We start from the raw sequence: 22,434 nt of genomic DNA, 5'->3' as shown, positions 1-22,434 counted from the left end.
CCCGGCCCGCACTCCCGCACCGCCGGCCCGGCCCACCCCACCGACGCGGCCGCACACCCCCGGCCGCCCGCGACCGGTCACCCACCACGCTCACCCCTCGGCCTCACCCTCGCCCTCCTTCGCCACCCCGCCCCCCGGCCCGTCCAGCTCCGGGTGCGCCGCCACCAGTCGGTGCGAGGCGACCTGCCGCCAGGCGTCGGCGAGGATGGCGGCCAGTTCATCCGCGTCCTCCAGGGCGGACAGCCGGACGCGCATCCAGGCGTAATGGTCGTCGTGCCCCTCACGGACGAAGAACTTCTCCGGCTCGGCGGCGATCAGCTCGGCACGGTCCTCCCTGGGGCACTTCACTCCCATCGCCGTCTCGTCGTCGCCGAGCGAGGCGAAGATCTTGCCCGCCACCCGGAAGGTGGGCTGCCCCCAGGCGAGCTTCTCCGTGGTGTCGGGCAGGGACAGCGCGGCCGAGCGGACATCGGCGGCGGTGATCGCGGCATGTTCGGTCATCCCGGGCCTCCGTTTCCCCGCGCCCAGCAGATCACGGATGTACGCGGAACGCCGGGCGGCCCAGCGTCTCGTCGTAGTCGCGCTCGACGGGCGGGCCCACCTCGATGATCTCCGTGAGGGTCCCGGGGCGCGGCCTCATCACCACGACCCGTTCGGCCAGGTGGGGCTGCCTCCGGGATGGAGTGGGTGACCAGGAGGACCGTGGTGCCGGTGGTGCGCCGGATCCGGTTCAGCTCGGTGTTCATCTGCTCGCGGGTGAGGGCGTCGAGCGCGCCGAACGGCTCGTCCATCCGGAGGACCCGCAGCGTCGGTGCGTCGCCCGGGAGTTGAGTACGGCACCACCCGCGGGGGGATGTCAGAGGGGGTGGTGGCCCTCCCGGCCGTCGATCTGGCGGACGAGTTCATGGGCGAGTGACTTGATGGTGTCGAGCCCGGCCCGGCCCCAGGGGCGCGGCACGGTGTCGACGGCACAGACGGTGCCCAGCGCGATGCCGGTGCGGTCGATCAGCGGCGCCCCGAGATAGGAGCGGATGCCTATGTCGTCCACCACCGGATTGCCCGCGAAGCGGGGGTAGTCGCAGACGTCGTCCAGGACGAGGGCCTTGCGCCGGACGAGGACGTGCGGGCAGTAGCCGTGGTCGCGGGCCATGTACCGGCTGCTGCGGTTGCTGCCCGCCGCGGCCGAACCGAGGTCCTGGCCACCGCGGTTGCCCGCCGGAGTGTGCAGTCCCGCGAAGAACTGCCGGTTCTCGTCGATGAAGTTGACCATCGAGAAGGGCGTGGCGGTCACTTCGGCCACCTTGTCGGCGAAGGCGTCGAAGTTGTCGTAGGAGGCGTCGGGGCGTTCGCCGAGATCCAGCTTGCGCAGCCGCTCCGCGCGGGCCGGGCCGTGCCGGTCGGTGGGCGTCAGGAGCATCCGGCCGGCGGCGAAGGATGTCACGGGCGGGCTCCGAAGGTCTGTAGTGGGGCGGGCGCCGTGGTGGCGTTGATGAGGTGTTGTACGAGGGTGACGAGGGCGCCCGTTCCGGAGCTGGCGATCCGGGCGTCGCACAGGACCACGGGTACCTCGGGCCCGAGGTCGAGCGCGGCGCGGACCTCGTCCGGCTCGTAGCGGTAGGCGCCGTCGAACTCGTTGACGGCGACGATGAAACCGATGCCGCGCCGTTCGAAGAAGTCCACGGCGGCGAAGCATTCGGCGAGGCGCCGGGTGTCGGCCAGCACCACGGCCCCGAGCGCGCCCTGGGAGAGTTCGTCCCACATGAACCAGAAGCGTTCCTGGCCCGGTGTGCCGAACAGATAGAGCACGTGCTGCTCAGAGAGGGTGATGCGGCCGAAGTCCATGGCGACGGTGGTGGCCGTCTTGGACTCGACGCCCTCCAGATCGTCCGTCCCCACACTGACCTGGGTCAGCAGTTCCTCGGTGCTCAGCGGCGCGATCTCGCTGACCGCGCCCACGAACGTCGTTTTGCCGACTCCGAATCCACCGGCGACCAGGACCTTGAGTGCCACGGGGAAGAACTCGGAGGTTCGGGTGCGGTCAGAGCTGTCGTCGTAAACCATCGAGCACTGCCTCCAGCAGGGATCGGTCGGTGGGCATGTCTTGGAAAGCGGGAGCGTGCGCGGTGACCGCGCCGCAGGCGACCAGGTCGGAGAGGATGACCTTGGCGACGACCGCGGGCAGCCGGAGGTGTGCGGCGATCTCGGCGACGGACATCGGCCCTTCGCACATGCCGAGGGCCACGGTGTGCTCCGGGCCGAGCGGAATGTCCGGCTCGATGCCCGTGGCCATGATCAGGGACAGCAGGTCGAACGCGGTGGACGGCCGCGTGCGGCCGTTGCTGATCGTGTACGGGCGGATCAGCCGGCCGGCCGCGTCGTCGAGCAGGGGTCCGTCCTGCGGAGCCGGCATCCTCAGTGCCCCGGGGTGAACGGCGACCCGGTCGGCTGCCGCGGCGGGGTCGCCAGATAGGGGCGGACACTCTTGACCAGCATCGCCATCTCGTAGCCGAGCACCGCGGCGTCCGCCTCGCGTCCCGAGAGGACGGCGAGACAGGTGCCGGATCCGGCGGTGGAGACGAACAGAAGGGTGGAGTCCAGCTCGACGACCACCTGCCGTACGTCCCCGTTGTCGCCGAAGCGGGCCCCGGCACTGCGCCCCAGCGAGTAGAGGCCGGCGGCCAGGGCCGCCATGTGGTCGGCACTGTCGGGGTCCATGCCGTGCACGGATTTCACCAGCCCGTCGGCGGAGAGCAGGACCGCGCTGCGTGTGTAGGGCACGCGTTGGACCAGTCCGCTCAGCAGCCAGTCCAGGTCCGAGACCTGACCGGACGGCATTTCGGTCGTCATGGTGTCTGCTCCTTGAAGGTGGCGTCTTTTCGGGGTTCCGGGACGACCCGGCCCGGCAGGAAGGGGGCGGACGCGGACGCTCCGGGCTCGCCCGGAGCGCGGTTGTGGGCGCTCTCGGCGTAGGTGTCGCGCCGGTACGCGGGGCTGTCGTGCGGGTACGCGTCGGGCGGGTACGCGTCGGGCGGGTGGCCGTCCGGCATGGGCAGACCGGCAGCGGGCAGTGCGTGGTCAGCCCGTGACGCGTCGGCCGGGCCGGGGAGGTCGCGCGGGGCGGTGGCTCCGCGTACGGGTAGGGGCGAGAGGGACTCCAGCGGGGCGTCGAGGGCGGTCTGTCCCCCGGTCCCCGTGTCGCCGGGGCCCGCGTATCCGCCGCCGGGGCTCTCTTCCTGGGCGGTCCGGGCCTCGGCGAGATCGACGCCGCGCCGGAAGGCCGCCATGAGACCCGGGTCGTGCAGGGCGTGTTCGTCCTCGACGCGGGGGGCGGGCGCCTCGCGCAACTGCGGGACGAGAGACTCCTGGTTCGTCCGCTTGGGCAGTTCGGGCCGGGAGCGGGACGGAGCCGGACGGTCGTCGCGCTCCTGGGCGGCCGCCGGGGCGCGCCGGCCGTCGTGCTCGGGCGGGGAGGCGTGGGGCGTGGGCCGGTCGACGCGTTCGGCGCGCAGCGGGAGGGGCGGTGCGTCGCCCGCGGGCGGCTGCGGGCGACCGTTCGGCGGGTGATCGCCGGCCGCCGAATACGGGCTGCCGTTCTGCCCTTGGCCGGGCCTCTGGTGCGCTCCGTCCGTGGACGCCCGGGCCGGATGCGAAGGCCGGGCCGTACCGCTCTGCGGCGGGGCGGCGGGGGGCTGGGCCTCCACGGGGGGCCGGTGCACGGCGCCGGGGGGCGGCACGGGCACGGCGTCGGGCGACCGCGGAGCGTCGGGGTCGGTCCCGAGCAGCGACTGCGGGAGTACCAGCACCGCCTGCGTACCGCCGTAGATGTTGCTCTGGAGGCGGACTGCGATGCCGTGGCGGCGGGCCAGGGCCGAGACGACGAACAGCCCGATCCGGCCGTCCTGGAGCAGGTGGGCGACGTTGACCTGGTCGGGGTCGGAGAGCAGGGCGTTCATCCGCTTCTGCTCGTGGTCCGGCATTCCCAGACCGCGGTCCTCCACCTCCAGGGCGAGGCCGGCCGTGACGTGCTGGACGCGCAGCAGGACCTGGGTGTGCGGGGCGGAGAACACCGTGGCGTTCTCGACCAGCTCGGCCAGCAGGTGGATCACGTCGGCGACGGCGTGGCCGCGCAGGGTGCCCTCCATCGGCGGTACCAGCTTGACCCGGGGGTACTGCTCGACCTCGGCGATGGCCGAGCGGAGCACCTCGGTCATGGTGACCGGGTTGCTCCACTGCCGCCGGGAGACGGCCCCGCCGAGCACGGCGAGGTTCTCCGCGTGGCGGCGGATCCGGGTGGCGAGATGGTCGACGTGGAAGAGTCCCTTGAGGAGGTCGGGGTCCTCGACCTCGTGCTCCAGCTCGTCGAGGATCTGGATCTCGCGGTGGACGAGGGATTGCAGCCGTCGCGCGAGGTTGACGAAGACCTCGACCTTCTGGTCGTTGCCGGTGCTGCTGAAGAGCTGGGACGCCTGGACGACGGCGGCGAGGGCGGCTTCCTGGGCCCGCGCCATCTCCTGTCCGAGCAGGTCGAAGGCGTCGGCCCCGGGCGCGGGGGGCTGCGCGGGCGGCCGGGCGGCGACGGCTTCCCCGTTGCGCAGCTGTTCCATCACCCGTTGCAGCTCGGCCTGGCCCTGGGCGCTGGCGCGCCGGAGCGCGAGGGCCCGGTCGAGCACCTGGCCCGCGACGCGGTTGGCGCCGAGGTAGGCGGCCGCGACGGCTGCGACGGCGAGCGCGCCGGATCCGCCGAGTGCCGCCCAGAGGCTGGACGAGGCGTCGACGGCGCCCGCGCGGACGGTGAAGATGACGGCCGCGGCGCCGCTGAGCACGGCGGCGATGGCGGGGAGCAGTGCGGTCCGCAGCAGCTGGGGCCGTATGCGGGCGTCGGGGGGAGGCCCTGCGGCGCGCGGCCTGGTAGTGGCCGAGTGGGCGCGCGTGCCGGGGCGGCCGTGCCGCCCGCCTTCACGGCGGTCCGGTCGCGCGTCGGGTGCGCGAAGTTGAGACATCAGCGTCCTCGGTACAGGGGGCACCGGGGATCGGCGGTCGTGCCGGCGTCCATGCGGTGGCCCCTACGGTGGTCGGTCAGGCGCGGGTCATCGGTCGGGCAGGCCCGAACGTCATGAGCCCACCGTTGATCACCGGGCACACACGGTAGTCGTCAATGACGTATGCGCGACGGGCAGTTGTCGAACTTGCCCGCCATCCGTCCCACTCTGGTATGACGTCTCGCACGCGCGCCCGATTGCGCCGCCTTGGCCCCGATGCGTCCCGAGACGTCGCCAGGCCGCCCAGATGCTGGACACTTCAGGCCCGCCGGGGCCGCCCGACGGGTGCCTGCGCGGGGTTTACCCGCAGGCAGGGGACCACCCGATGGGGCGAGGACGCGGCCGGTTACCATATGAGCGCCGCCTAGCTCGAAAGATAAACTTGTGACTGTCAATGACGACTCGTTCACCAACTGGATGCACCGCGAGGAGATCGCGGAGTCGATGATCCCGATCATCGGGAAGCTGCACCGCGAGCAGGACGTCAATGTCCTGCTGCACAGCCGCTCCCTGGTGAACAAGTCGGTGGTCAGCATCCTCAAGACGCACCGCTTCGCCCGGCAGATCGCGGGCGAGGAGCTCTCGGTCACCGAGACGATGCCGTTCCTGAAGGCTCTGACGACGCTCGATCTCGGCCCCTCCCAGATCGACATAGGCATGCTGGCCGCGACGTACCGGGCCGACGGGCGCGGACTCTCCGTCGAGGAGTTCACCGCGGAGGCCGTCGCCGGGGCGACGGGCGACAACAAGATCGAGCGCCGCGCCTCGCGTGACGTGGTGCTCTACGGCTTCGGCCGCATCGGCCGGCTCCTGGCCCGCCTGCTCATCGAGAAGGCCGGCTCGGGCAACGGCCTGCGCCTGCGGGCCATCGTCGTCCGCAAGGGTTCCGGCCAGGACATCGTCAAGCGCGCCTCGCTGCTGCGACGCGACTCGATCCACGGCCAGTTCCAGGGCACGATCACCGTCGACGAGGCGAACAGCAAGATCATCGCCAACGGCAACGAGATCCAGGTGATCTACTCCGACGACCCGACGGCGGTCGACTACACGGCGTACGGCATCAAGGACGCCATCCTGATCGACAACACCGGCAGGTGGCGCGACCGTGAGGGCCTCTCCAAGCACCTGCGGGCGGGCATCGCCAAGGTCGTGCTGACCGCACCCGGCAAGGGCGACGTCCCGAACATCGTACACGGCGTCAACCACGACACGATCAAGCCGGACGAGCGGATCCTGTCCTGCGCGTCCTGCACGACCAACGCGATCGTGCCGCCGCTGAAGGCGATGGCGGACGAGTACGGCGTGCTGCGCGGGCACGTGGAGACCGTCCACTCGTACACCAACGACCAGAACCTGCTGGACAATTACCACAGCTCCGACCGCCGTGGCCGTTCGGCGGCGCTCAACATGGTCATCACCGAGACCGGTGCCGCCTCGGCCGTGGCGAAGGCGCTGCCCGACCTCGACGCCCCGATCACCGGCAGCTCCATCCGCGTCCCGGTGCCGGACGTCTCGATCGCGATCCTCAGCCTGCGGCTGGAGCGCGAGACCACCCGTGAAGAGGTCCTCGACTACCTCCGCAACGTGTCGCTGACCTCGCCGCTCAAGCGTCAGATCGACTTCATCAGCGCGCCCGACGCGGTCTCCAGCGACTTCATCGGCTCGCGCCACGCCTCGATCGTCGACGCCGGCGCCACCAAGGTCGACGGCGACAACGCGATCCTCTACCTCTGGTACGACAACGAGTTCGGCTACTCGTGCCAGGTCATCCGGGTCGTCCAGCACGTCTCCGGAGTGGAGTACCCGACGTACCCGGCCCCGGCCCCGGCGGTCTGACCCCGGAACGCCTCGTGCGCGTACGTCCCCGGTGCCCGGCAGGCCTCCTGCCGGGCACCGGGCAGGTGAGCGGCGCGGGCCGATGGCCGCCTCAGCCCGGGGCGGCCGGCTCCAGCCGTTCGGTCGGCCCTCCGAAGTCGAGGAACGTGGCCCGCTCGGCGAGGAGCCACCGTCCGTCGACCTTTCGGAAGGTGTCCTCGTAGTGTCCGACCTGGACGGGAAGGCGCGGCGGAAGCATGGCGCCGGCATGGCCGTCCACGCGGTACGTCGTGAAGAACGTGCTCGCGCTCGCCGACGTCGCGGACGTCAGGTTCACGAGGATGTTGGTGCACAGGCGACGGGAGAGCCGGTCGGCGGGACGCCCGCCGAAGTAGCCCCGCAGAGCGTCCCGGCCCTCGATCCGCCGGTCGCCCTCGGCCCATTCCCAGACCCCGTCGGGGGTGAACAGCTCTGCCACGTCGCCGGGTTCACCCAGATCGAGGGTGCGGACGAACTCGACGACCAGCCGCTCACAGGCTCGCTCGGCGATCAGACGGTCCAGGGGATCCAGCGCATCGGCTTCCATGACCCCTTCCTACCAACGCCCCACGGGGGCACACGACTTGTTTTCGGCAGCCCTGGAAAGCCTCACGCGGCGTCGCCGTCCGGTCCCGTCAGCGGCCGGGCGTAGCGCGCTCCGGACGCATCGGGTTCGAAACGGCTTGCGTGGGGGCCGACGCGTCCCCGACGCTTGAGGAATGATCGATACACGTCTCGCCGAACACATCGTGCTCGTGACCGGGGGGAGTGGGGGAATCGGCAGAGCGATCAGTCGTGCCTTCGCCGCCGAGGGTGCCCGCGTGGCCGTGCACCACTACGTCCCGGAGCAGGCACCTCCTCCGGGAAGGCGCTGGGAGCATGCGATTCCGCCGGCCGAGGAGGCGGTGGATCTCGTACGGGAGCTGGGCGACGCCATCACCGTCGCGGCCGACCTTTCCGCCCCGGACGCCGCGGATCGCCTGTTCGACGAGGTCGAAGGCCGGCTCGGGCCCGTTGACGTGCTGGTCAACAACGCCGCCCACTGCGAGAGTCCGGACACCGTCGACGCGTTGACCGCGTCCGGTCTGGAGCGCCACTACCGGGTCAATGTCGCCGCTCCGGCGCTGCTCACGTCCGCGCTCGCCCACCGTGCCCGCGCCGACCGGTCGCCCTGCGTGGTGAACATCTCCACCGATGCCGCACGCGCCTTCCCCGGGCAGATCGGCTACGGCACGTCCAAAGCGGCACTGGAGGCGTTCACCAGGGCTGCCGCGCTCGACCTCGGACGCTCAGGGATCAGGGTCAACGCCGTGGCCCCCGGGCCCGTGCAGACCGGCTGGATGGACGCGGCGCTGATCGACGGGGCCCGGCGGGCCATCCCCCTGGGGCGGGTGGGCGAGCCGGAGGACATCGCCGACGCCGTCGTGTTCCTCGCCTCCCATCAAGCGCGGTGGATCACCGGACAGGTGCTGCAGGTAGCCGGCGGGCATGCCTTGTGAATTCGTCTCCGGCGAAAGCGAGTCGGTACCGAAGGCGCGTCCGGGCGAGGCCGGCGGGAGAACCCGCCGCGCGGGCCGCACGGCCGAGGCTCAGACCTGGCCGAGGTCCGAGCTGACCCAGCGCTCGGGGCGCAGGGTGATCACCACCTGCTCGCCGTGGTTCTCCCAGGCGAAGTCCACGTAACCGGCGACCTTCTCGGCCGCGAGGTAGCGCGCCGACATCTCCTCCAGGTCCGCGCGCGTGGCGGGGCGGGTGTCGACGACGGGCCCCTCGACGGAGACGTAGCGGATGGTCGGCTCCAGCCGGTCGACCAGGAGCGTGAACCGGCCCGCCGCGTCGATCAGTCCGGCCTTGCGGGAGGTGCGGCCGGTGAGGATGCGCACGTCGCCGCCCGGCACGTACTGGTACCAGATGGGAACGCTGAGCGGGGCCCGGTCGCTGTCCCGCGACGCGACGGCCAGGGCGGCGACATGGGGTTCGGCGAGGAACTGTTCGCGCTCTTCACGGGTGAGTGCCACTGCACGCTCCTTCGTACGGGGGTTCCGGGGCTGCCTCAGTGTGCCCCGCGCTCCGGCGTGTCTCCCGTCACCGGCGCCGGAGTGTGCGGCGTGTCGTACGGGGCGCCGCGCGGCCCGCCGCGAGACACCCCGCGGTCCGGCGCGCGGGACTCTAGGAGACACCGGGAGCGTCCTGGGACCGTCGTACGACGGCCGCCCCACGCAGGGCCACGGCGCACCAGACGGCCACCAGGAGCAGCGCGGCCGCGGCGAGGCCCGTGACTTCGAGGGGCTCCGGCCGCCACCCCAGAGACAGCCGGGTGCCGATCATGACGGTGCCGAGGAGGACCTCCGACGGGGAGTAGACCGGCACCTTGGCCGCCACGAACCGCAGGATGGCGCCCAGCACCAGACCGATCACGGCCCAGGCGAGCAGATAGGGCCAGAGCGCTCCCGGAGCGGCGGGCGGCAGGCCGTACTCCTCCGGGCCGATGCGGAACAGGGCGCCCAACCATCCCAGCGTCACTCCGGCGGCGGTGACGAGCGCCGCCCACAGCGCATGACGCCACAGCGGGCCGGACCGCACGCGCTCGTCCTCGTGCTCGTGCTCGTCCTGGGTGTCGACGGGGTTCGTGGTCTCGGGAAGATCCATCACACCCGATGAGACGCTCACCGGCCGCCGATCGTTGCGTCGCGGGCGGTGTCGGGTGCATGCCGAAAACGCAACGGCCGTCCGGAGGGCCGTAGCTCGTCGGCGACGAGCCATCCATGATCCAGACGGAGGCTCTACGCTCCCGTACATGAGCAAGGACCATGACGACGAACCGATATTCGTCCGCTCGAACTCGGGGACAAATCGATACGTCTACAACCCGAATAATCCGGTCGGTGTCGCCCTCATCATCGGATCCCTGCTGTTCGCCGCCGGGGGCATGTACTACCTCCACGCGAGTTCTTCGTGGAGCGAGGGCGAGCTGCGCGACGCCGTGCACACGGCCGTCCGGGACCTGGAGTCGGAGCGGCACACCTTCAGCACCTGGACCGGCGGTTACGACCGTCTGATCCGCGACGCGCTGGAGGAGAGCGGCGAAGCCCCCTCGACCGGCGGCATCGTGTACGTCGACGACGCGAACGACCCCTACGACGAGGACCCGGACCCGTCCGTCGACCTGTTCGAGGTCACGGCGAAGGACGTCGACGCCACGTTCTGTCTGAGCGTGTCGCCGCCGGAGCCCGAGTCGGCGCTGGAGAACATCACGGTGAGCCTCTCCATCACCGTCGAGGAGGGCCGGTGCTGAAACCGGCCGCCACGCCCCGGCGAGCCGGTCTTCCGACCGGCGCGGACGCGGGCTTGCAGTTGCCGCAACGGCAGCTTCTACGGTCATGACCAGGGCCGGAGGAACCGGCCCCGTGAGGCGCTCGTGAGGGAGTGAGGAAGTGGCGATGGACTGGCCGATCTCCGAGGTCGCCCGGATGTCGGGGGTGACCGCCCGGACCCTGCGGCACTACGACGAGATCGGTCTGCTGCCACCGGCCAGGATCGGCTCCAACGGCCACCGCTACTACGAGGAGCACCAGCTCCTGCTGCTGCAGCAGATCCTCGTGCTGCGGGCGTTGGACGTCGGACTGCCGGAGATCGGCAGGGTCCTCGCCGACCAGGTGGACACGGTGGAGGCCCTGCGCGGACACCATCGACGGCTGCTCACCGAACGGGAGCGGCTGGACAGCCTGGCCGCGACCGTCTCCCGCACGATCGCCGAGCTGGAGCAGTCCAGAAAGGACGGTACCGCCATGACCGCCATCAGCCGGCCGGAGAACCTGTTCGAGGGCGTTCAGCCCTCCCGGTACGAGGAGAACCTGCGCGACTTTCCCGGCCTCGCCGAGGAGGCCGGCCGACGGGCCGCCACCATGACCCCGGCGGAGACCGAGGCCGGGCAGCGCGAGCGCACGGCGCTGATGATCCGGCTGGCCGAGCACATGGCCGCCGGCTCCCCGGCAGACGCCGAGCCCGTACAGACCGAGATCGAAGGTCAGTACCGGGCACTCACGGCACTGCACCCGGTGTCCGCCGACGAGTTCCGTGCGATCGGGCGCTCCTGCGTGGACAACGAGCAGTGGCGCGCCGCGTACGAGGCGATCGCCCCGGGCCTGGCCGCATACCAGCGGACCGCCATCGAGGCGTACGCCTCTTCCCGGCTCGCCTGACCAAGACGGCGCCGCCGCAGGACGAGCCGGCGGCGGCCCTCAGCCATCAGCGGCGCGGACCGGAGGCGTCCGTGCCGCGCGTGGCCGGCGCTCCCCAGCCAGGCCGAGACCGCTCCGCGCCACCGGTACGGGGCCGAGGCCGGCCGGCTCCTCGACCTCGACGGCACTCGCTGGGGAGCGCAACAGGTCACGGGTGCATCGTCCTGGTGTGCTGCCGACAGAGGTAGAACAGCTCGGGATCTCCCTCATCGAGGCCGTGGAGAAGGCCGACCGGGCTCCATCCGTTTCGTTGCAGCAGCCGCTGCATCGGCTGGTTGGACACGTTCGTCGAGGTGAAGAGCTTCGGGGTGGTGCACGAGGCTGCCGCGGCGTTCAGCAACCGATGGCCAACGCCTCTGCCGCGGGCGGAGGGAGTCACCATCAGCATCGTCACGAAGCCCTGCTCGAAGAACGTGTACTCAACCACGCAATAGCCGAGCGGGCCGGACGCACCCTCCGCTACGACCGCCAGGCCCTGCCGACACCACCTTCGGATGCTCGCCCGCCGTTCGCCGTTACCTTCGACCGCAATCGCGTCGATCCCGATCAGCGTGTCCGCCTCCGACTCACTCGCGCGGCGCACACCGAACTCGCCCGGATCCACTGCATTCATGTGGCCATGTTGTCAGCTCGCAGCAGTCCGCCCTGCATCCGATCGTCCATCGCGGACCAGGTAGTCGTCGTGATCAAGGAGCAGGGAATGCCGTGGCAGGCAGGGTCGCCGACGGGCCGCAGTGAAGTTCCGGCCCAGCGGCTCCTCGCTGGTCCCGCTGACACGCAGTCGGCAGCACGTGGTCGTTGCTCCGGTCGCCCCGTCGAAGTCGAAAGTCGGGGACATCGTCCTCGCCCGTGTCACCGGGACCTGCCACCGGTTCACGGGCCCTGCGCTGCTTCACCCTCGATGGCACCGACCACGTCGGTCACAAGGAAGCGGGGCAGTCTGATCCGTCGCTTCATCATCTGGCGGAAGCCCATCCCGACGACGGCGCCTGCGTGCCGCCGTCGCAGGGCAAACGTTGCTTGATGCGGCACGGGGATTTCAGTGCTCGGACCAGGGTCGGCGTGTGCGTGGTCAGAACCAGTGCAGGCAGTGCGGGGAGCGCTCGGCGCGGAAGAGGGCGTCAGCAACGGTGGCCGCGCCCGGTCGGTGAGCCTTGATGTGTCCGGCACGCACGAGCGTGCTCGGGGCGGTGCCGCCGAGGTAGACCGAGCCCAGGTCGCGCACGTCCAGGGACAGCTCGGGCTCCCGGTCCGTGGGGACACAGTCGGCCTTTCTGTCCCGGATGGTCAGCAGGTAGCGGTCGTGTTCGCCGAGGAACGGGTCGTCGATGTCGAGGACGAGCTCGCCGTCGGTGAACCAGCCGCGCGCGGCCAGTGCACGCGGGACGTCCAGCAGCCGCACCCAGAGCCAGTCGGTGTCGCCGCTCACCTCGCCGGCGCGTAAGTCCGCGAACTGCCAGCGCAGCGGGTGTTCGGGCGGGACGTGCTTGAACACGATCCGGGAGACCAGGTCATGTCCGAGTACGAACCGGGCCAGTGCCGTGAAGACGGCGTCGTCGGTGACGATGGTCTCGTCGACTGTCAGGGTGTCGGACTCGATCGAGTAGCTGGCATATCCATCCGGGACGCCGTCGGCGTCCCGGTGGACGGCGACGTAGCGCGGCGCCGGCGATACCGGCGGCTGGCCCGCGCGCAAGGCCCACCAGCGGTGCGGTCGGGACAGTGCGCCGGGCTGGGCGCGGCGATACCGGTCGTAGACCTCTTCGAGGATCTCTCCGCACTCGGCACGACGCAGCACCTCGACCGAGTCGTTGTTCGAGCCGGTCGACGGAACGTCGGCCGTTCCGCGCGCCCGGGGAGCGGCGAGGGCGGCCTTGTGGCGCGGCACCGCCAGCCGTGCCGTGTAGGTCGCCGGTCCGTAACCGAACCTGCCGTAGATCTGGGCCTCGGAGGCCAGCAGCACGGAAAGGAACTCCCCGCGGGTCCGCAATTCGGCGAGCTGATGCCGCATCATCGCGCTGAGCACGCCCTGGCGCCGGTGCGAGGGCAGCACGCCGACGGCGGTCACCCCGGAGGCCGGTACCAGGGTTTCACCGGGCAGCGTGAGCTCGAAGGAATGCGCGGCCGCGGTGCCGACGGGCCGCCCATCCGGCGTCAAGGCCAGCAGGCAGCGGTCCATTTCGAGCGCCGACCACCACAACCCGCCGCCCTCGACCGGGGTCTCCGGAAACCGCCCGAACGCCGCATGGACCGTGTCGACGAAGACGTCGAAGTCCTCATTGGTCGTGGGGCGAATCTCCATTGCCGCCGCTGCCTCCTCGACATGCCGGGCACCACGACTCGTGATGTCCGGCCACCGTGCAGCAGACCTGCGGCCAGGGCAAACGAATTACGGTCCGGCCCGAGGCCGGTCCCAGACCCGCCGCGGGCGAGTTGCAACGATCGGGTTCAGCGGCAATCACCTCCGCCACCGACCTGAGTGTCCGCGCCTGCGTCGGCCGTGCACCTCGCGGCCAACCCAACCGATCGGACCTCGGGCCCCCCCGCCCGTGCCGTCACCCGGTGTGGAGCGATTGCTCTCCGTCGCCGTATTACTGCGGGCAGGCGCTCGGTCGGTGAGATTTCTCGACGAGCCGCAGGAGCTGCGGGCTCGGCATGTCAGAGGTGACCAGTAGCCTCAGGCTCCATGGGCATACAGATCGATGTAGTGGCCGGTTACCCGATCAACGATGAGATGGAGAGGGTGCTCGGATTGGCCGAAGCGGTCGGCGAACCCGTCTCTGTCACGTTCATGTGGGAAGGGCGTGAACAGCCGGAACGCGCGGTGCTGGTGCCCGCGGCCACGCTGGCGCTCTGGGAGCACTGGGCCCCCACCGCGCACCCTACGAGCGGAGCTGAGGACGAGGACCAGCCTGCGGCGGAGGAGCCGGAACTGGCCCATCCCAAGGAATTCGGCGCGTTCACGCTCTTTCGTCGTCGTGCGGGAGGGCGTACGGCGGTTGCCCGCGAAGGCGTGGTGGTCGCCGAGCTGTTGGCCCCCGACGAAGCTCACTGGCTCCAGGAGAAGGCCCGCAATGTCCGCCAAGGCTTCATGGATCCGAAGCAGAGTGCGGCGTTCGAGGAGTTCCTTGCCCGGCAGTCGTCCCTGGACGAGCAGTGAAGCGCCGACTCTCGCAACGTAGCCGTGTCGTAAATCTGCGGCTCTTGGGTCTCACGAGATCGTCTGGAACCTGCCGGCACCGTTCGCGTTCGGCTTGATGGTTCTGACGGCGCGCAAGGTACGGCTCAGGCTGGAAAAACTGCTCTTCCCGGCGGATCCGGAATCAGGGCAGAGTCGGTGGAGGACGACGGCGAGGTAGTTCGATTCGGTGCCAGATGCCGGACTGCCAGGGCTCGGCGCCCAGGCTGCGGAAGCTGGTCGAGGCGGGTGCACGGCCCTGCCAAGTGTACGGCCGGATCGGCTTCGGCCTCTTGCGGTAACGAGTCCTGCAGGCATCCTGACGGAACGGTCACGAGCTCTGCTGGAGCCGCTCCGCAGCTTGAGCAGGGGTGTCGTCATAGCCGGGCCGAGCCAGCAGGACCGAGCTGAAGTAGTAGCCCTGCTCTTCGTCCGGCTCGTCATCGGCTGCGAACGGACGCCAGAAGCTCACCAGCAAGTCCCGGGCAATGAAGGAAGCATCGTCGTCAGGATCCTCCACGATCGAGGCGAACTCCCCGACGCGCCGGACAACCTCGCGGGCCGGAAGCGCGAATACGTCCACACCCTGGAGCAGGACGCGGTCCGTCCGGGACGACGGCCTTCCCAACTCGGTGGCTTCAAGCATGTCGCGCACGCAGTGGATGCTGATCATCAGCCCACTGGGACGAAAGACGTGCTGCCCCGGCCGATCGGACTCCGAGATCTCAGAAAGATCCCTGAGCGAGTCCAGCGCCGTACTGGCCGCATGTCGAGTCATACCGATGCGCAACGGGCCGACGCCGGCCGGCGGGGCGAGGTCGAAGTCCATAGGGGCATGATCCCAAACAGACCTGTCAGCGAGCCACGAAGGGCCATCCCGCCCCGACAGGTTACGGACCGTAAGAGCTCCACAGAATGTGGACCGGACCCCGTGAAGGGGCAACGGGCACCGCACCCCCCGGCTACTACTCAGGGCCCGGCACCCAGGCGTCTCACCGGCCGCTCAGGGGGCCGGGTCTTTGCACTGTCCCGCATGATGCGCTCGAACGCATAGATGCCACAGAGGCGAGGTTCGGTGCGCTGGAGGAGTCGCACCGGACAGCGGACACCCTGTTCGCGGACTCGTAAACGATCACGCGCCCCGCGCACAGCGCCCCAGCCGCGGCTCAGGCGCATCAGAGCGTGCGGGTTTTCACCGAGATCCGCGCTGTCCCCTGCGTGGAGGGCAGCGGCTCACACTGTCGCGGCACAGTCGGCCGTCCGCCTCAGGAGAGCGCATCCACAGCTGCCCGTGGACCGGCCCTCTGTTCGCGCGGCAGATCACTCAACAGCTGAGGGAGCTGTTCGAGACCAGCCTCGTCCTTCATCACCGCTCACCCGCGAGGTCGACCTCCTCCCGATGCACCGGTGGCGCATCCGTCACCTTCGGACGGCGCCACGGGGTCGCGATCGGCTGGGACACCGCACGCCACCACGGCTCGGTCGGCAGCTTCCCCGCCGGCTCGAACGGCTCGCCCGGCCGGGGGAACGCCACCGACTGCCCGGCCTCCTCGCCGGCGTCCTTCGTCCACTCGCCCGGCTCCGCCCAGGGGTGCGGGGCCAGATTGAAGGTGCCCCAGTGGATCGGCAGCAGTACGCCGTGCGGGCGACCGCCCTGGAGGTCCAGGTGGGCGCGCATGCCTTCGGCGGGGGTCATGTGGATGTCCGGCCAGTACTCCGAGTACGCGCCGATCTGGATCATGGTGGCGTCGAAGGGCCCGTGCTCGGCCCCGATGTCCCGGAAGCCGGGGAAGTAGCCGGTGTCCCCGCTGTGGTAGATCCGGTGCTCCGGACCCGCGACGGCCCACGACGCCCAGAGCGTGTGCTGCTGGTTGCGCAGTCCGCGGCCGCAGAAGTGGCGTGCGGGGGTGGCGGTGAGGCTGATTCCGGCGACGGTCGCGGTCTCGTTCCAGTCGAGCTCGCGCATCCGGCTCGTGGGGACGCCCCAGCGCTCCAGATGGGCTCCGACGCCGAGGGGCACGGCGAAGACCGTGTCGGTGCGGGCCAGTGCGCGGATCGTCGGCAGGTCGAGGTGGTCGTAGTGGTCGTGGGAGATGACGACCACGTCGACGGGTCCGAGCGCGGCCAGCGACAGCGGAGCGGGGTGCAGGCGCTTGGGCCCGGCGAAGGGGAACGGGGAACAGCGCTCGCCCCAGACCGGGTCGAACAGGATCCGCCGCCCGTCGATCTCCGCCAGCACGCTGGAATGGCCCATCCAGGTCAGCCGGAGCCCGGTGGCGGGGGGTACGGCCAGATCGGCGAGGGTCGTGGCATGGACGGGCACGGTGCCCGTCGGCGTCCTGCGGGCCCGCTGCTCCTTGTGGAAGTAGATCTTGGCGAACTCGACGGTGGACCCGGACGGCCTGGTCCGCGCCCCCACCGGGTTCTGGAACACTCCGTCGACGAAATGAGGCGAGCGGCGGATGCGCTCCATCCGCGCTCCGGCCGGATCGGCCCCGAAGGACTCGGTGCGCATCGAGCGCAGTTTCGTGCGGAACGGAAGCAGGTAGTCAGCGCCGGTCACAACATCTCCTGGGGGAGTCGGTGTCGTCTCATTATGGTCGGCCTGTACGACAGGGCGAGCCCAGAAGATGCTGAACGGGGCAACCGGCCCGGCCGGCGGCGACGTCAGCCACGCGGTTGCCCGTAGACATGGTCGATGCGCAGGGTGAGCAGCACCCTGCGGTCCTCGACCATGGCCCGCCGGTAGTCGTCCCAGTCGGGGTGCTCGCCCCTGACGTCCCGGTAGAGCTTGATCAGCTCCTCCACGGTGGCGTCGTCGGGCGCCGCGGCGGGCGGGGTCAGTTCGGCGGTCCCGTCGGCGACGGTCCAGGCCCAGCGGTCGTCACTGGTGACGTGGTAGCTCGCCCGGGGGTCGCGCCGCAGGTTACGGGTCTTTGCGCGGTCCTCGGTGATCGAGACCCGGACCACCCGCTCCTCGGGATAGAAGGCGTGATTGACGTTGGACAGCTGGGGGCGGCCGTCCTGTTTCAGAGTGACCAGGACTCCGCCGTCGTGCTCACCGAAGAGACGGAGCAGTGCTTCCTGTGCCGGTTCGATTCGCGTCATGCAGGATGCAACGTCAGGGCCGTCCGGAGGATTCCGGTGCGCCGCGTCCGCCGATGCGTCCGTCGGACGCCGTCCCACCGTCGCTGACCTGGCGTATGGGGCAGGGGGCGAGGGTGGCCCGGTGGCTGGAGTCCGGTTGAACGTGGCGGAGCGGCGTGAGGAGCTGTTGCGCGCGGCGGTCGGGCAGACCGAAAGCCCCTTGGGGACTCGAAGGCGCCCGCACGTGGGCTGGTGGGCATCGGCCGGGCGGAGCTGACCGGTCGGTCCGCCGACCGCCGAAACCCCACGGCACGGATCCTTCCCGCGGCGGGCTGACGGCCCCGCCCGAACGCCCGGCGCACCAGCTCCTCGGGTCAGGTCTGACGCACCGGTGCGTAGGCCGCTCCGTCCAGTCCGAACGTCCAGGCGACCCCGTCCTTCGCGGTCCGGGTGGCGGGCGGCACGCGCAGCCAGTAGGTGCGGTACGTGCCGTCCGGCTCGGGGGTGGAGTTGACCACCTCGACCATCACCACGTCCTCGTCGCCCGCGAGGGAGATCCGCCAGAGGATGCCCGTCTCGTCGCGGTGGACAGGTTCGGCGCCCGACTCGGTGAGATAGCGGTCGTAGCCGTAGTACTCCAGCATCACGCGGCGCAGCTCCGCGTTCTCCTCGGCGCGGATCCGCTCGGGGGTGAGGGAGGACAGCTCGGCCAGGAACGTGGCGGGAACGGGCATGCCGCGCCAGGCGTGGAGGGCGAAGCCGTCCCCGTAGGCGAGGGCCGGTCCCTCGCCGTGGTCGAGCCGGCCCGCCTCGTCGCGGTGGAGGACGTCGGGCCGCTCGCTGATGACCGCGGCGTGTTCGTAGGGCCACCACCAGCCGGCGTTGCGGGCCACCTCCGCGAGGCCCGTCAGCCGGTCGCCCCGCCCGTCGAAGGCGGCGAGCCAGGCGGCGTCGTGCTGGCCGAGCACGGCGTCCAGGAGCACCAGCCGCACGGCGCCCTCGTCCGCGGGCCGCGGCGCCAGGTCCGCGACGACACCGGTCCGTATCCGCTCGGCGAGTGCACCCGTGGTCTCCCACAGCTGGGCCCCGGTGGCGGACCACAGCGCCGACCAGCCCGCCGGGCCCAGCTCGTCGTACATCCGGCGGCGTTCCTCGGCCCATGGGCGGGTGCGGACCTCCTCGCGCACCGACCGTCCGGCGTCGGCCAGCTTCTCCACCGTCTCGACAGCGGCCCGCGGCGATGCGGCCCAGATGATCCGGTCCGGCTCGGCCAGGCCCGCGGTGCGATAGGCGCGCCGCACACCGGCCTCGGCCGCCGCCCGGTCCGCCCGGCCGGTCGCCGCCGCCACGCTCCGCCAGGAATTCACGTTCTGCATCGGTTGTCCCCGTCCCCTGCTGTGCTCGTTCTGGAAAGCTGTGCTTGCTCCGGCATGGCGGAGCGGTCAGTCCGCCACGATGCGGATCGCGCCGGGTGCGTACTCCCGCTGCCGCACGACGCGGAACCAACCCTCGGGGAGCGGGACCACCGCGTGCTCCTCGTGCACCACCCGCCCGCCCTCGGGGAGATGGAGCAGCATCGGGCCGAACTGACCCGCTTCCCGGATCAGCCGGCCGGGACCCTGCACGGCGTGCGCGTGTCCGGTGACCTCTCCCAGCGCGAGCACCAGCCGCCCCCGCCCGTCACGCAGTTCCCCCGGGGCCTCCAGGAAGGGAGCGGGCACCGCCGACTCCTCCAACTCCATGATCAGTACATCGCCCTGCCGGTACACAGACGTCTCCCCTCGGTCGCGGCACCCGCTGTGCCGACCATGGGAAAAACGCTACGGGCAGGGTCTGACAACGGACCGCCGCGACGGCCCCGGCCGGGTCCCGGTCGCGGCGTTGTCAGTGCGGCTTGATAAACCTTGCGGACATCAGCAGTCCCCAGGATCAGGAGTTCAGGGCCATGTACGGTGCGCAGCATCTGCACGAGTTCGGCGGCCTTCCGGTCGTCGACTTCCAGCACACGTCCGACGGGGGCCCCCGGCCCGCCGCGCACGCCGTGGCCTGGCGCGTCTCCGTCGACCCGTACGACGACGACCGGCCCTGGGAGGAGGAGTTCGCCGACTTCCTGGACAAGGTCGACCCGGCCGGCGTCCGGGCCCTGGTCATCGGCCAGTGGGGCGAGGCGTACGAGGAGACCTCCTCCGTGCCGATCGGCCTGGTGATCGCCGCCGCCGACCGGCTCACCTCGCTGGAGGCGGTGTTCGTCGGGGATCTGGAGGCGGAGGAGGCCGAGATCACCTGGATCCAGCAGTCGGACGTGACCGTGCTGCTGGCCGCCTTCCCCGCGCTGACGGAGTTCGGCGTGCGCGGCGGCTCCGAGCTGGTGTTCCCGCCGACCAAGCACGACCGGCTACGGTCGCTGACCGTGCAGGCGGGCGGCCTTCCCGCCGAAGTGGTGCGGGGTGTGCTGGACAGCGAACTGCCCGCGCTGGAGCGGCTCGACCTCTGGCTCGGTGTGTCCGCCTACGAGGGCGACACCGACCTCACCGACCTCGCTCCGCTGCTCGCCGGCACCCGTTTCCCCCGGCTGAACCACCTGGGAGTGCGCAACAGCGAGATCGAGAACGAGATCGCTTCGGCCATCGCCTCGGCTCCGGTCGTCGCCCAACTGCGCGTGCTCGACCTGTCGAACGGGACGCTGGGCGACGAAGGCGCGGCCGCCCTCCTCGAAGGGCAGCCGCTGACCCATCTGGAACTCCTCGATCTCCACCACCACTTCCTCACCGATGCGATGGCGGAGCGGGTCCGTTCCGCCCTGGAGCCGCACGGCGTGCGGGTCGACCTCTCCGAGAAGTGCGAGCCCTGGGGCGACCGGGGTGCCGAGGGCCGCTACACCGCCGTCTCGGAGTAGGCGCCATGACGTATATCGGCATTCAGCACCTCGACCGTTTCCACGGGCTGCCCGTCCACACCCCGGCGCCGTCGTCCGGGTTCCTGCCCGCCGCCGAGACCGTGGCCTGGCGGCTGGAGGGCGACTACGGCGAGGACAGGGACTTCGCCGGCTGGTGGCAGGAGTTCCTGGACACAGTGGACACGGCCCGGGTCCGGGCGCTCGTCGTCGGCCCCTGGTGGCATGACGGCCACACGCCGTTCGCCCCGGTGATGGAGCTGATCGTCGCCCACGCGGACCGCTTCCCCGGGCTGCGCGGGCTCTTCCTCGCCGACGTCACGGATGAGGAGTGCCATGTCTCCTGGTTGCAGATGTGCGACATCACCCCGGTGCTCGAAGCACTGCCGCTGCTGGAGGAGTTCGCCGTGCGTGGCTGCGGCCGGGAGGGGCTGGGGCTGCGCCCCCTGCGCCATGCGTCGCTGAAGTCGCTGCGCTTCGAGTCCGGCGGCCTGCCGGGCGAGGTGGTGCGGGCGGTCTCCGCGAGCCAACTGCCCGCGCTGGAAAGGCTGGACCTGTGGTTCGGCAGTTCGTGGTACGGCGGCGACGCCACCGTCGACGACGTCCGGCCGGTCCTGTCAGGGGGCGTGTTCCCCCGGCTGCGCCATCTGGGGCTGCAGAACAGCGAGATACAGGACGAGATCGCCGCCGCGGTCGGTTCCGCGCCGGTCGTCGCCCAGTTGGAGACCCTGGCGCTGTCGATGGGCACCCTGAGCGACACGGGCGGCGAGGCCCTGCTCAACGGGCAGCCCCTGAACCACCTGGCCACGCTCGACCTGCGCCACCACTACCTCACCGAGCCGGTGCTGGACCGCGTCAGGACCGCGTGTGCCCCGGCCGTCGTCGAGGCCGGCGAGGCCGAGGAGGACTACGGGGACCCGGACGACGAGGACTACGAACCGGAACGCTATGTCGCGGTCAGCGAGTAGCGGCGGGGACGGCCCGGTGCCGCGCTTCGCGGTCGTCGGCAATCCGGACAACCGCCGGGTCGCCTTCTTCGAGGAGGCCGTGCGCTCCGCCGGGCTGCCGTCGGCCCGGGTGGTGCCCTGGCTCCGGGTGCTGCGCGGCGAGGCGGTGTTCGCGGCGGGCGAGAGCGTACGGATCGATTCGCCCGGTGAGGACGCCGAAGTGGAGCGGCTGCTCCGCGGGGTCGACGACCCGACCCGGGTGGAGGGTTCGGCCCGGTGGTACGCGCGCTTCACGGCGGCGGTGGACGCCGTGGCGGGCGTGGCCTCGGCCGCCGGCGCGGAGGTGCTGGGCTCCCCCGGTGACATCGCCGTGCTCTTCGACAAGCGGCTGTGCCACGGGGTTCTCGACCGCGCGGGGGTCCCCGTGCCCGCCTCGCCGACGTCCGGCCCGGGGGCGGCCCCGGTGCGCGACTGGTCCGACGTACGGGAGTTGCTGCGCGAGCACCGGATGCCCCGGGCGTTCGTGAAGCTCGCGCACGGCTCCTCCGCCTCCGGGGTGCTGGCGGTGGAGACGGCAGGTCCCGGCCGGGTCCGGGCGAGCACCTCCGTGGAGCGGGACGCGTCGGGTCGGCTGTTCAACTCGCTGCGGGTGCGGCGCTACACCTCGGAGGCGGAGGTCGGCGCCGTCGTGGACGCGCTGGCCCCGGACGGGCTGCACATCGAGCGCTGGCTGCCGAAGGCGTCCCAGCGTGGTCGGGCCGCGGATCTGCGGATCGTGGTGGTAGGCGGCCGGGCGACGCACGCCGTGGTGCGGACGAGCACGAGCCCCATGACCAATCTGCATCTGGGCGGAGCGCGCGGCGACCTCGACGAGGTCCGGGCCGCCGTGGCGGCCGCCGGCGGCTGCTGGCGCGAGGCGCTGGTGATGTGCGAGCGGGCGGCGGCCTGCTTCCCCGGGACGCCCTGCGTGGGTGTCGACCTCCTGCCCACGGCCGGCTGGCGGCGTTTCGCCGTCTGCGAGGTCAACGCCTTCGGCGATCTGCTGCCCGGACTGACCGGTCTGCCGGGCAGCGGCGCCGAGGGCCTGAACACCTATGCGGCGCAGGTCGCCGCCGTACTGGACCGAGCAAGGAACCACCGTGCCGTCACCCCTTCCTGACCCCGACATGTCCCCGCTGCCCGTCGATGGTGGCCG

Annotated in this window: 24 protein-coding genes and 1 pseudogene; 8 read left to right on the top strand and 17 right to left on the bottom strand. The window is 71.1% G+C overall.

Translation table 11 applies throughout. From position 1 onward, the window contains the following. Window positions 1–90: 90 nt before the first annotated feature. The 7 genes and pseudogenes from D581_RS01000000136660 to D581_RS0101435 all read right to left on the bottom strand — a co-directional run bounded on the left by D581_RS01000000136660 (window position 91) and on the right by D581_RS0101435 (window position 5,000). Complete coding sequence (locus D581_RS01000000136660) at window positions 91–501, bottom strand: MmcQ/YjbR family DNA-binding protein (RefSeq protein WP_018955449.1); 411 nt, start codon at window positions 499–501, stop codon at window positions 91–93. 43 nt (window positions 502–544) lie between these two features. Continuing rightward, window positions 545–800: pseudogene (locus tag D581_RS1000000139220) on the bottom strand (ABC transporter ATP-binding protein); the annotation flags it as partial. 56 nt (window positions 801–856) lie between these two features. After that, a complete protein-coding gene (locus D581_RS0101455; RefSeq protein ID WP_018955446.1) occupies window positions 857–1,441 on the bottom strand; it encodes a GAF domain-containing protein in 585 nt (194 codons plus the stop codon). Next, a complete protein-coding gene (locus D581_RS0101450; protein WP_018955445.1) occupies window positions 1,438–2,061 on the bottom strand; it encodes a GTP-binding protein in 624 nt (207 codons plus the stop codon). Before D581_RS0101450 ends, D581_RS0101455 begins: the two co-directional genes overlap by 4 nt. Beyond that, window positions 2,039–2,410, bottom strand: coding sequence for a DUF742 domain-containing protein (locus D581_RS0101445; RefSeq protein ID WP_018955444.1), 372 nt, complete (start codon window positions 2,408–2,410; stop codon window positions 2,039–2,041). Before D581_RS0101445 ends, D581_RS0101450 begins: the two co-directional genes overlap by 23 nt. A 2-nt stretch (window positions 2,411–2,412) precedes the next feature. Beyond that, entirely contained in the window at window positions 2,413–2,847 is a 435-nt protein-coding gene (locus D581_RS0101440; protein ID WP_018955443.1) for a roadblock/LC7 domain-containing protein, read from the bottom strand. Then, window positions 2,844–5,000 carry an ATP-binding protein gene (locus D581_RS0101435; protein WP_026290073.1) on the bottom strand — a complete coding sequence of 719 codons (2,157 nt, stop codon included), beginning with the start codon at window positions 4,998–5,000 and terminating at the stop codon, window positions 2,844–2,846. The genes D581_RS0101440 and D581_RS0101435 overlap by 4 nt, the downstream gene beginning before the upstream one ends. 423 nt (window positions 5,001–5,423) lie before the next feature. Between D581_RS0101435 and D581_RS0101430 the strand changes: the two genes are divergently transcribed. Continuing rightward, window positions 5,424–6,875: a glyceraldehyde-3-phosphate dehydrogenase gene (locus tag D581_RS0101430; RefSeq protein ID WP_018955441.1), complete on the top strand. Its 1,452-nt coding sequence runs from the start codon at window positions 5,424–5,426 to the stop codon at window positions 6,873–6,875. A gap of 91 nt (window positions 6,876–6,966) precedes the next feature. Here D581_RS0101430 and D581_RS0101425 read toward each other — a convergent pair whose 3' ends face one another. Continuing rightward, window positions 6,967–7,440: a nuclear transport factor 2 family protein gene (locus D581_RS0101425; protein WP_018955440.1), complete on the bottom strand. Its 474-nt coding sequence runs from the start codon at window positions 7,438–7,440 to the stop codon at window positions 6,967–6,969. 172 nt (window positions 7,441–7,612) lie between these two features. On the opposite strand from D581_RS0101425, the gene D581_RS0101420 reads away from it, so the two are divergent. Then, window positions 7,613–8,392: an SDR family oxidoreductase gene (locus tag D581_RS0101420; RefSeq protein WP_018955439.1), complete on the top strand. Its 780-nt coding sequence runs from the start codon at window positions 7,613–7,615 to the stop codon at window positions 8,390–8,392. Between the two features lie 90 nt (window positions 8,393–8,482). Here the strand turns inward: D581_RS0101420 and D581_RS0101415 are convergent, their stop codons facing one another. Continuing rightward, a complete protein-coding gene (locus D581_RS0101415; protein ID WP_018955438.1) occupies window positions 8,483–8,911 on the bottom strand; it encodes a pyridoxamine 5'-phosphate oxidase family protein in 429 nt (142 codons plus the stop codon). 151 nt (window positions 8,912–9,062) lie between these two features. After that, window positions 9,063–9,542 (bottom strand): hypothetical protein, encoded by a 480-nt coding sequence (locus tag D581_RS0101410; protein ID WP_018955437.1) that lies wholly within the window; start codon window positions 9,540–9,542, stop codon window positions 9,063–9,065. Window positions 9,543–9,690: 148 nt separating this feature from the next. Between D581_RS0101410 and D581_RS0101405 the strand changes: the two genes are divergently transcribed. Continuing rightward, a complete protein-coding gene (locus D581_RS0101405; RefSeq protein ID WP_018955436.1) occupies window positions 9,691–10,188 on the top strand; it encodes a hypothetical protein in 498 nt (165 codons plus the stop codon). A 145-nt stretch (window positions 10,189–10,333) separates the two neighbouring features. Next, on the top strand, window positions 10,334–11,095 hold the full coding sequence (locus tag D581_RS0101400; RefSeq protein ID WP_018955435.1) for a MerR family transcriptional regulator: 762 nt from the start codon (window positions 10,334–10,336) through the stop codon (window positions 11,093–11,095). Between the two features lie 187 nt (window positions 11,096–11,282). Here the strand turns inward: D581_RS0101400 and D581_RS0101395 are convergent, their stop codons facing one another. Both D581_RS0101395 and D581_RS0101390 read right to left on the bottom strand, forming a co-directional pair. Beyond that, window positions 11,283–11,747: a GNAT family N-acetyltransferase gene (locus D581_RS0101395; RefSeq protein WP_026290072.1), complete on the bottom strand. Its 465-nt coding sequence runs from the start codon at window positions 11,745–11,747 to the stop codon at window positions 11,283–11,285. Between the two features lie 459 nt (window positions 11,748–12,206). Continuing rightward, window positions 12,207–13,436: a GNAT family N-acetyltransferase gene (locus tag D581_RS0101390; protein WP_018955433.1), complete on the bottom strand. Its 1,230-nt coding sequence runs from the start codon at window positions 13,434–13,436 to the stop codon at window positions 12,207–12,209. Between the two features lie 384 nt (window positions 13,437–13,820). Here D581_RS0101390 and D581_RS0101385 point away from each other — a divergent pair, with 384 nt between their 5' ends. Beyond that, window positions 13,821–14,294 (top strand): hypothetical protein, encoded by a 474-nt coding sequence (locus D581_RS0101385; protein WP_018955432.1) that lies wholly within the window; start codon window positions 13,821–13,823, stop codon window positions 14,292–14,294. Between the two features lie 349 nt (window positions 14,295–14,643). Here D581_RS0101385 and D581_RS0101380 read toward each other — a convergent pair whose 3' ends face one another. The 5 genes from D581_RS0101380 to D581_RS0101360 form a co-directional block, all read right to left on the bottom strand. Next, on the bottom strand, window positions 14,644–15,141 hold the full coding sequence (locus tag D581_RS0101380) for a hypothetical protein (protein WP_018955431.1): 498 nt from the start codon (window positions 15,139–15,141) through the stop codon (window positions 14,644–14,646). 537 nt (window positions 15,142–15,678) lie between these two features. Next, window positions 15,679–16,875, bottom strand: a complete 1,197-nt coding sequence (locus tag D581_RS0101375) for an MBL fold metallo-hydrolase (RefSeq protein WP_018955430.1) — start codon at window positions 16,873–16,875, stop codon at window positions 15,679–15,681. A 104-nt stretch (window positions 16,876–16,979) separates the two neighbouring features. Further along, entirely contained in the window at window positions 16,980–17,420 is a 441-nt protein-coding gene (locus D581_RS0101370) for a PPOX class F420-dependent oxidoreductase (protein WP_018955429.1), read from the bottom strand. Window positions 17,421–17,773: 353 nt separating this feature from the next. Then, window positions 17,774–18,775: a DUF6745 domain-containing protein gene (locus tag D581_RS0101365; RefSeq protein WP_018955428.1), complete on the bottom strand. Its 1,002-nt coding sequence runs from the start codon at window positions 18,773–18,775 to the stop codon at window positions 17,774–17,776. 66 nt (window positions 18,776–18,841) lie between these two features. Next, complete coding sequence (locus D581_RS0101360; protein WP_018955427.1) at window positions 18,842–19,168, bottom strand: hypothetical protein; 327 nt, start codon at window positions 19,166–19,168, stop codon at window positions 18,842–18,844. A gap of 176 nt (window positions 19,169–19,344) precedes the next feature. Between D581_RS0101360 and D581_RS0101355 the strand changes: the two genes are divergently transcribed. Genes D581_RS0101355 through D581_RS0101345 form a run of 3 tightly spaced genes read left to right on the top strand, consistent with a single transcriptional unit; the run spans window position 19,345 to window position 22,398 of the window. Further along, a complete protein-coding gene (locus D581_RS0101355) occupies window positions 19,345–20,295 on the top strand; it encodes an STM4015 family protein (RefSeq protein ID WP_018955426.1) in 951 nt (316 codons plus the stop codon). Between the two features lie 5 nt (window positions 20,296–20,300). Continuing rightward, window positions 20,301–21,260 carry an STM4015 family protein gene (locus tag D581_RS0101350; protein WP_018955425.1) on the top strand — a complete coding sequence of 320 codons (960 nt, stop codon included), beginning with the start codon at window positions 20,301–20,303 and terminating at the stop codon, window positions 21,258–21,260. Then, window positions 21,241–22,398 carry an STM4014 family protein gene (locus D581_RS0101345; RefSeq protein WP_026290071.1) on the top strand — a complete coding sequence of 386 codons (1,158 nt, stop codon included), beginning with the start codon at window positions 21,241–21,243 and terminating at the stop codon, window positions 22,396–22,398. The genes D581_RS0101350 and D581_RS0101345 overlap by 20 nt, the downstream gene beginning before the upstream one ends. The last annotated feature ends 36 nt before the right edge of the window (window positions 22,399–22,434 follow it).

This window comes from Streptomyces sp. CNB091, from assembly GCF_000377965.1.
This window is presented reverse-complemented; position numbering and strand designations above follow the sequence as displayed.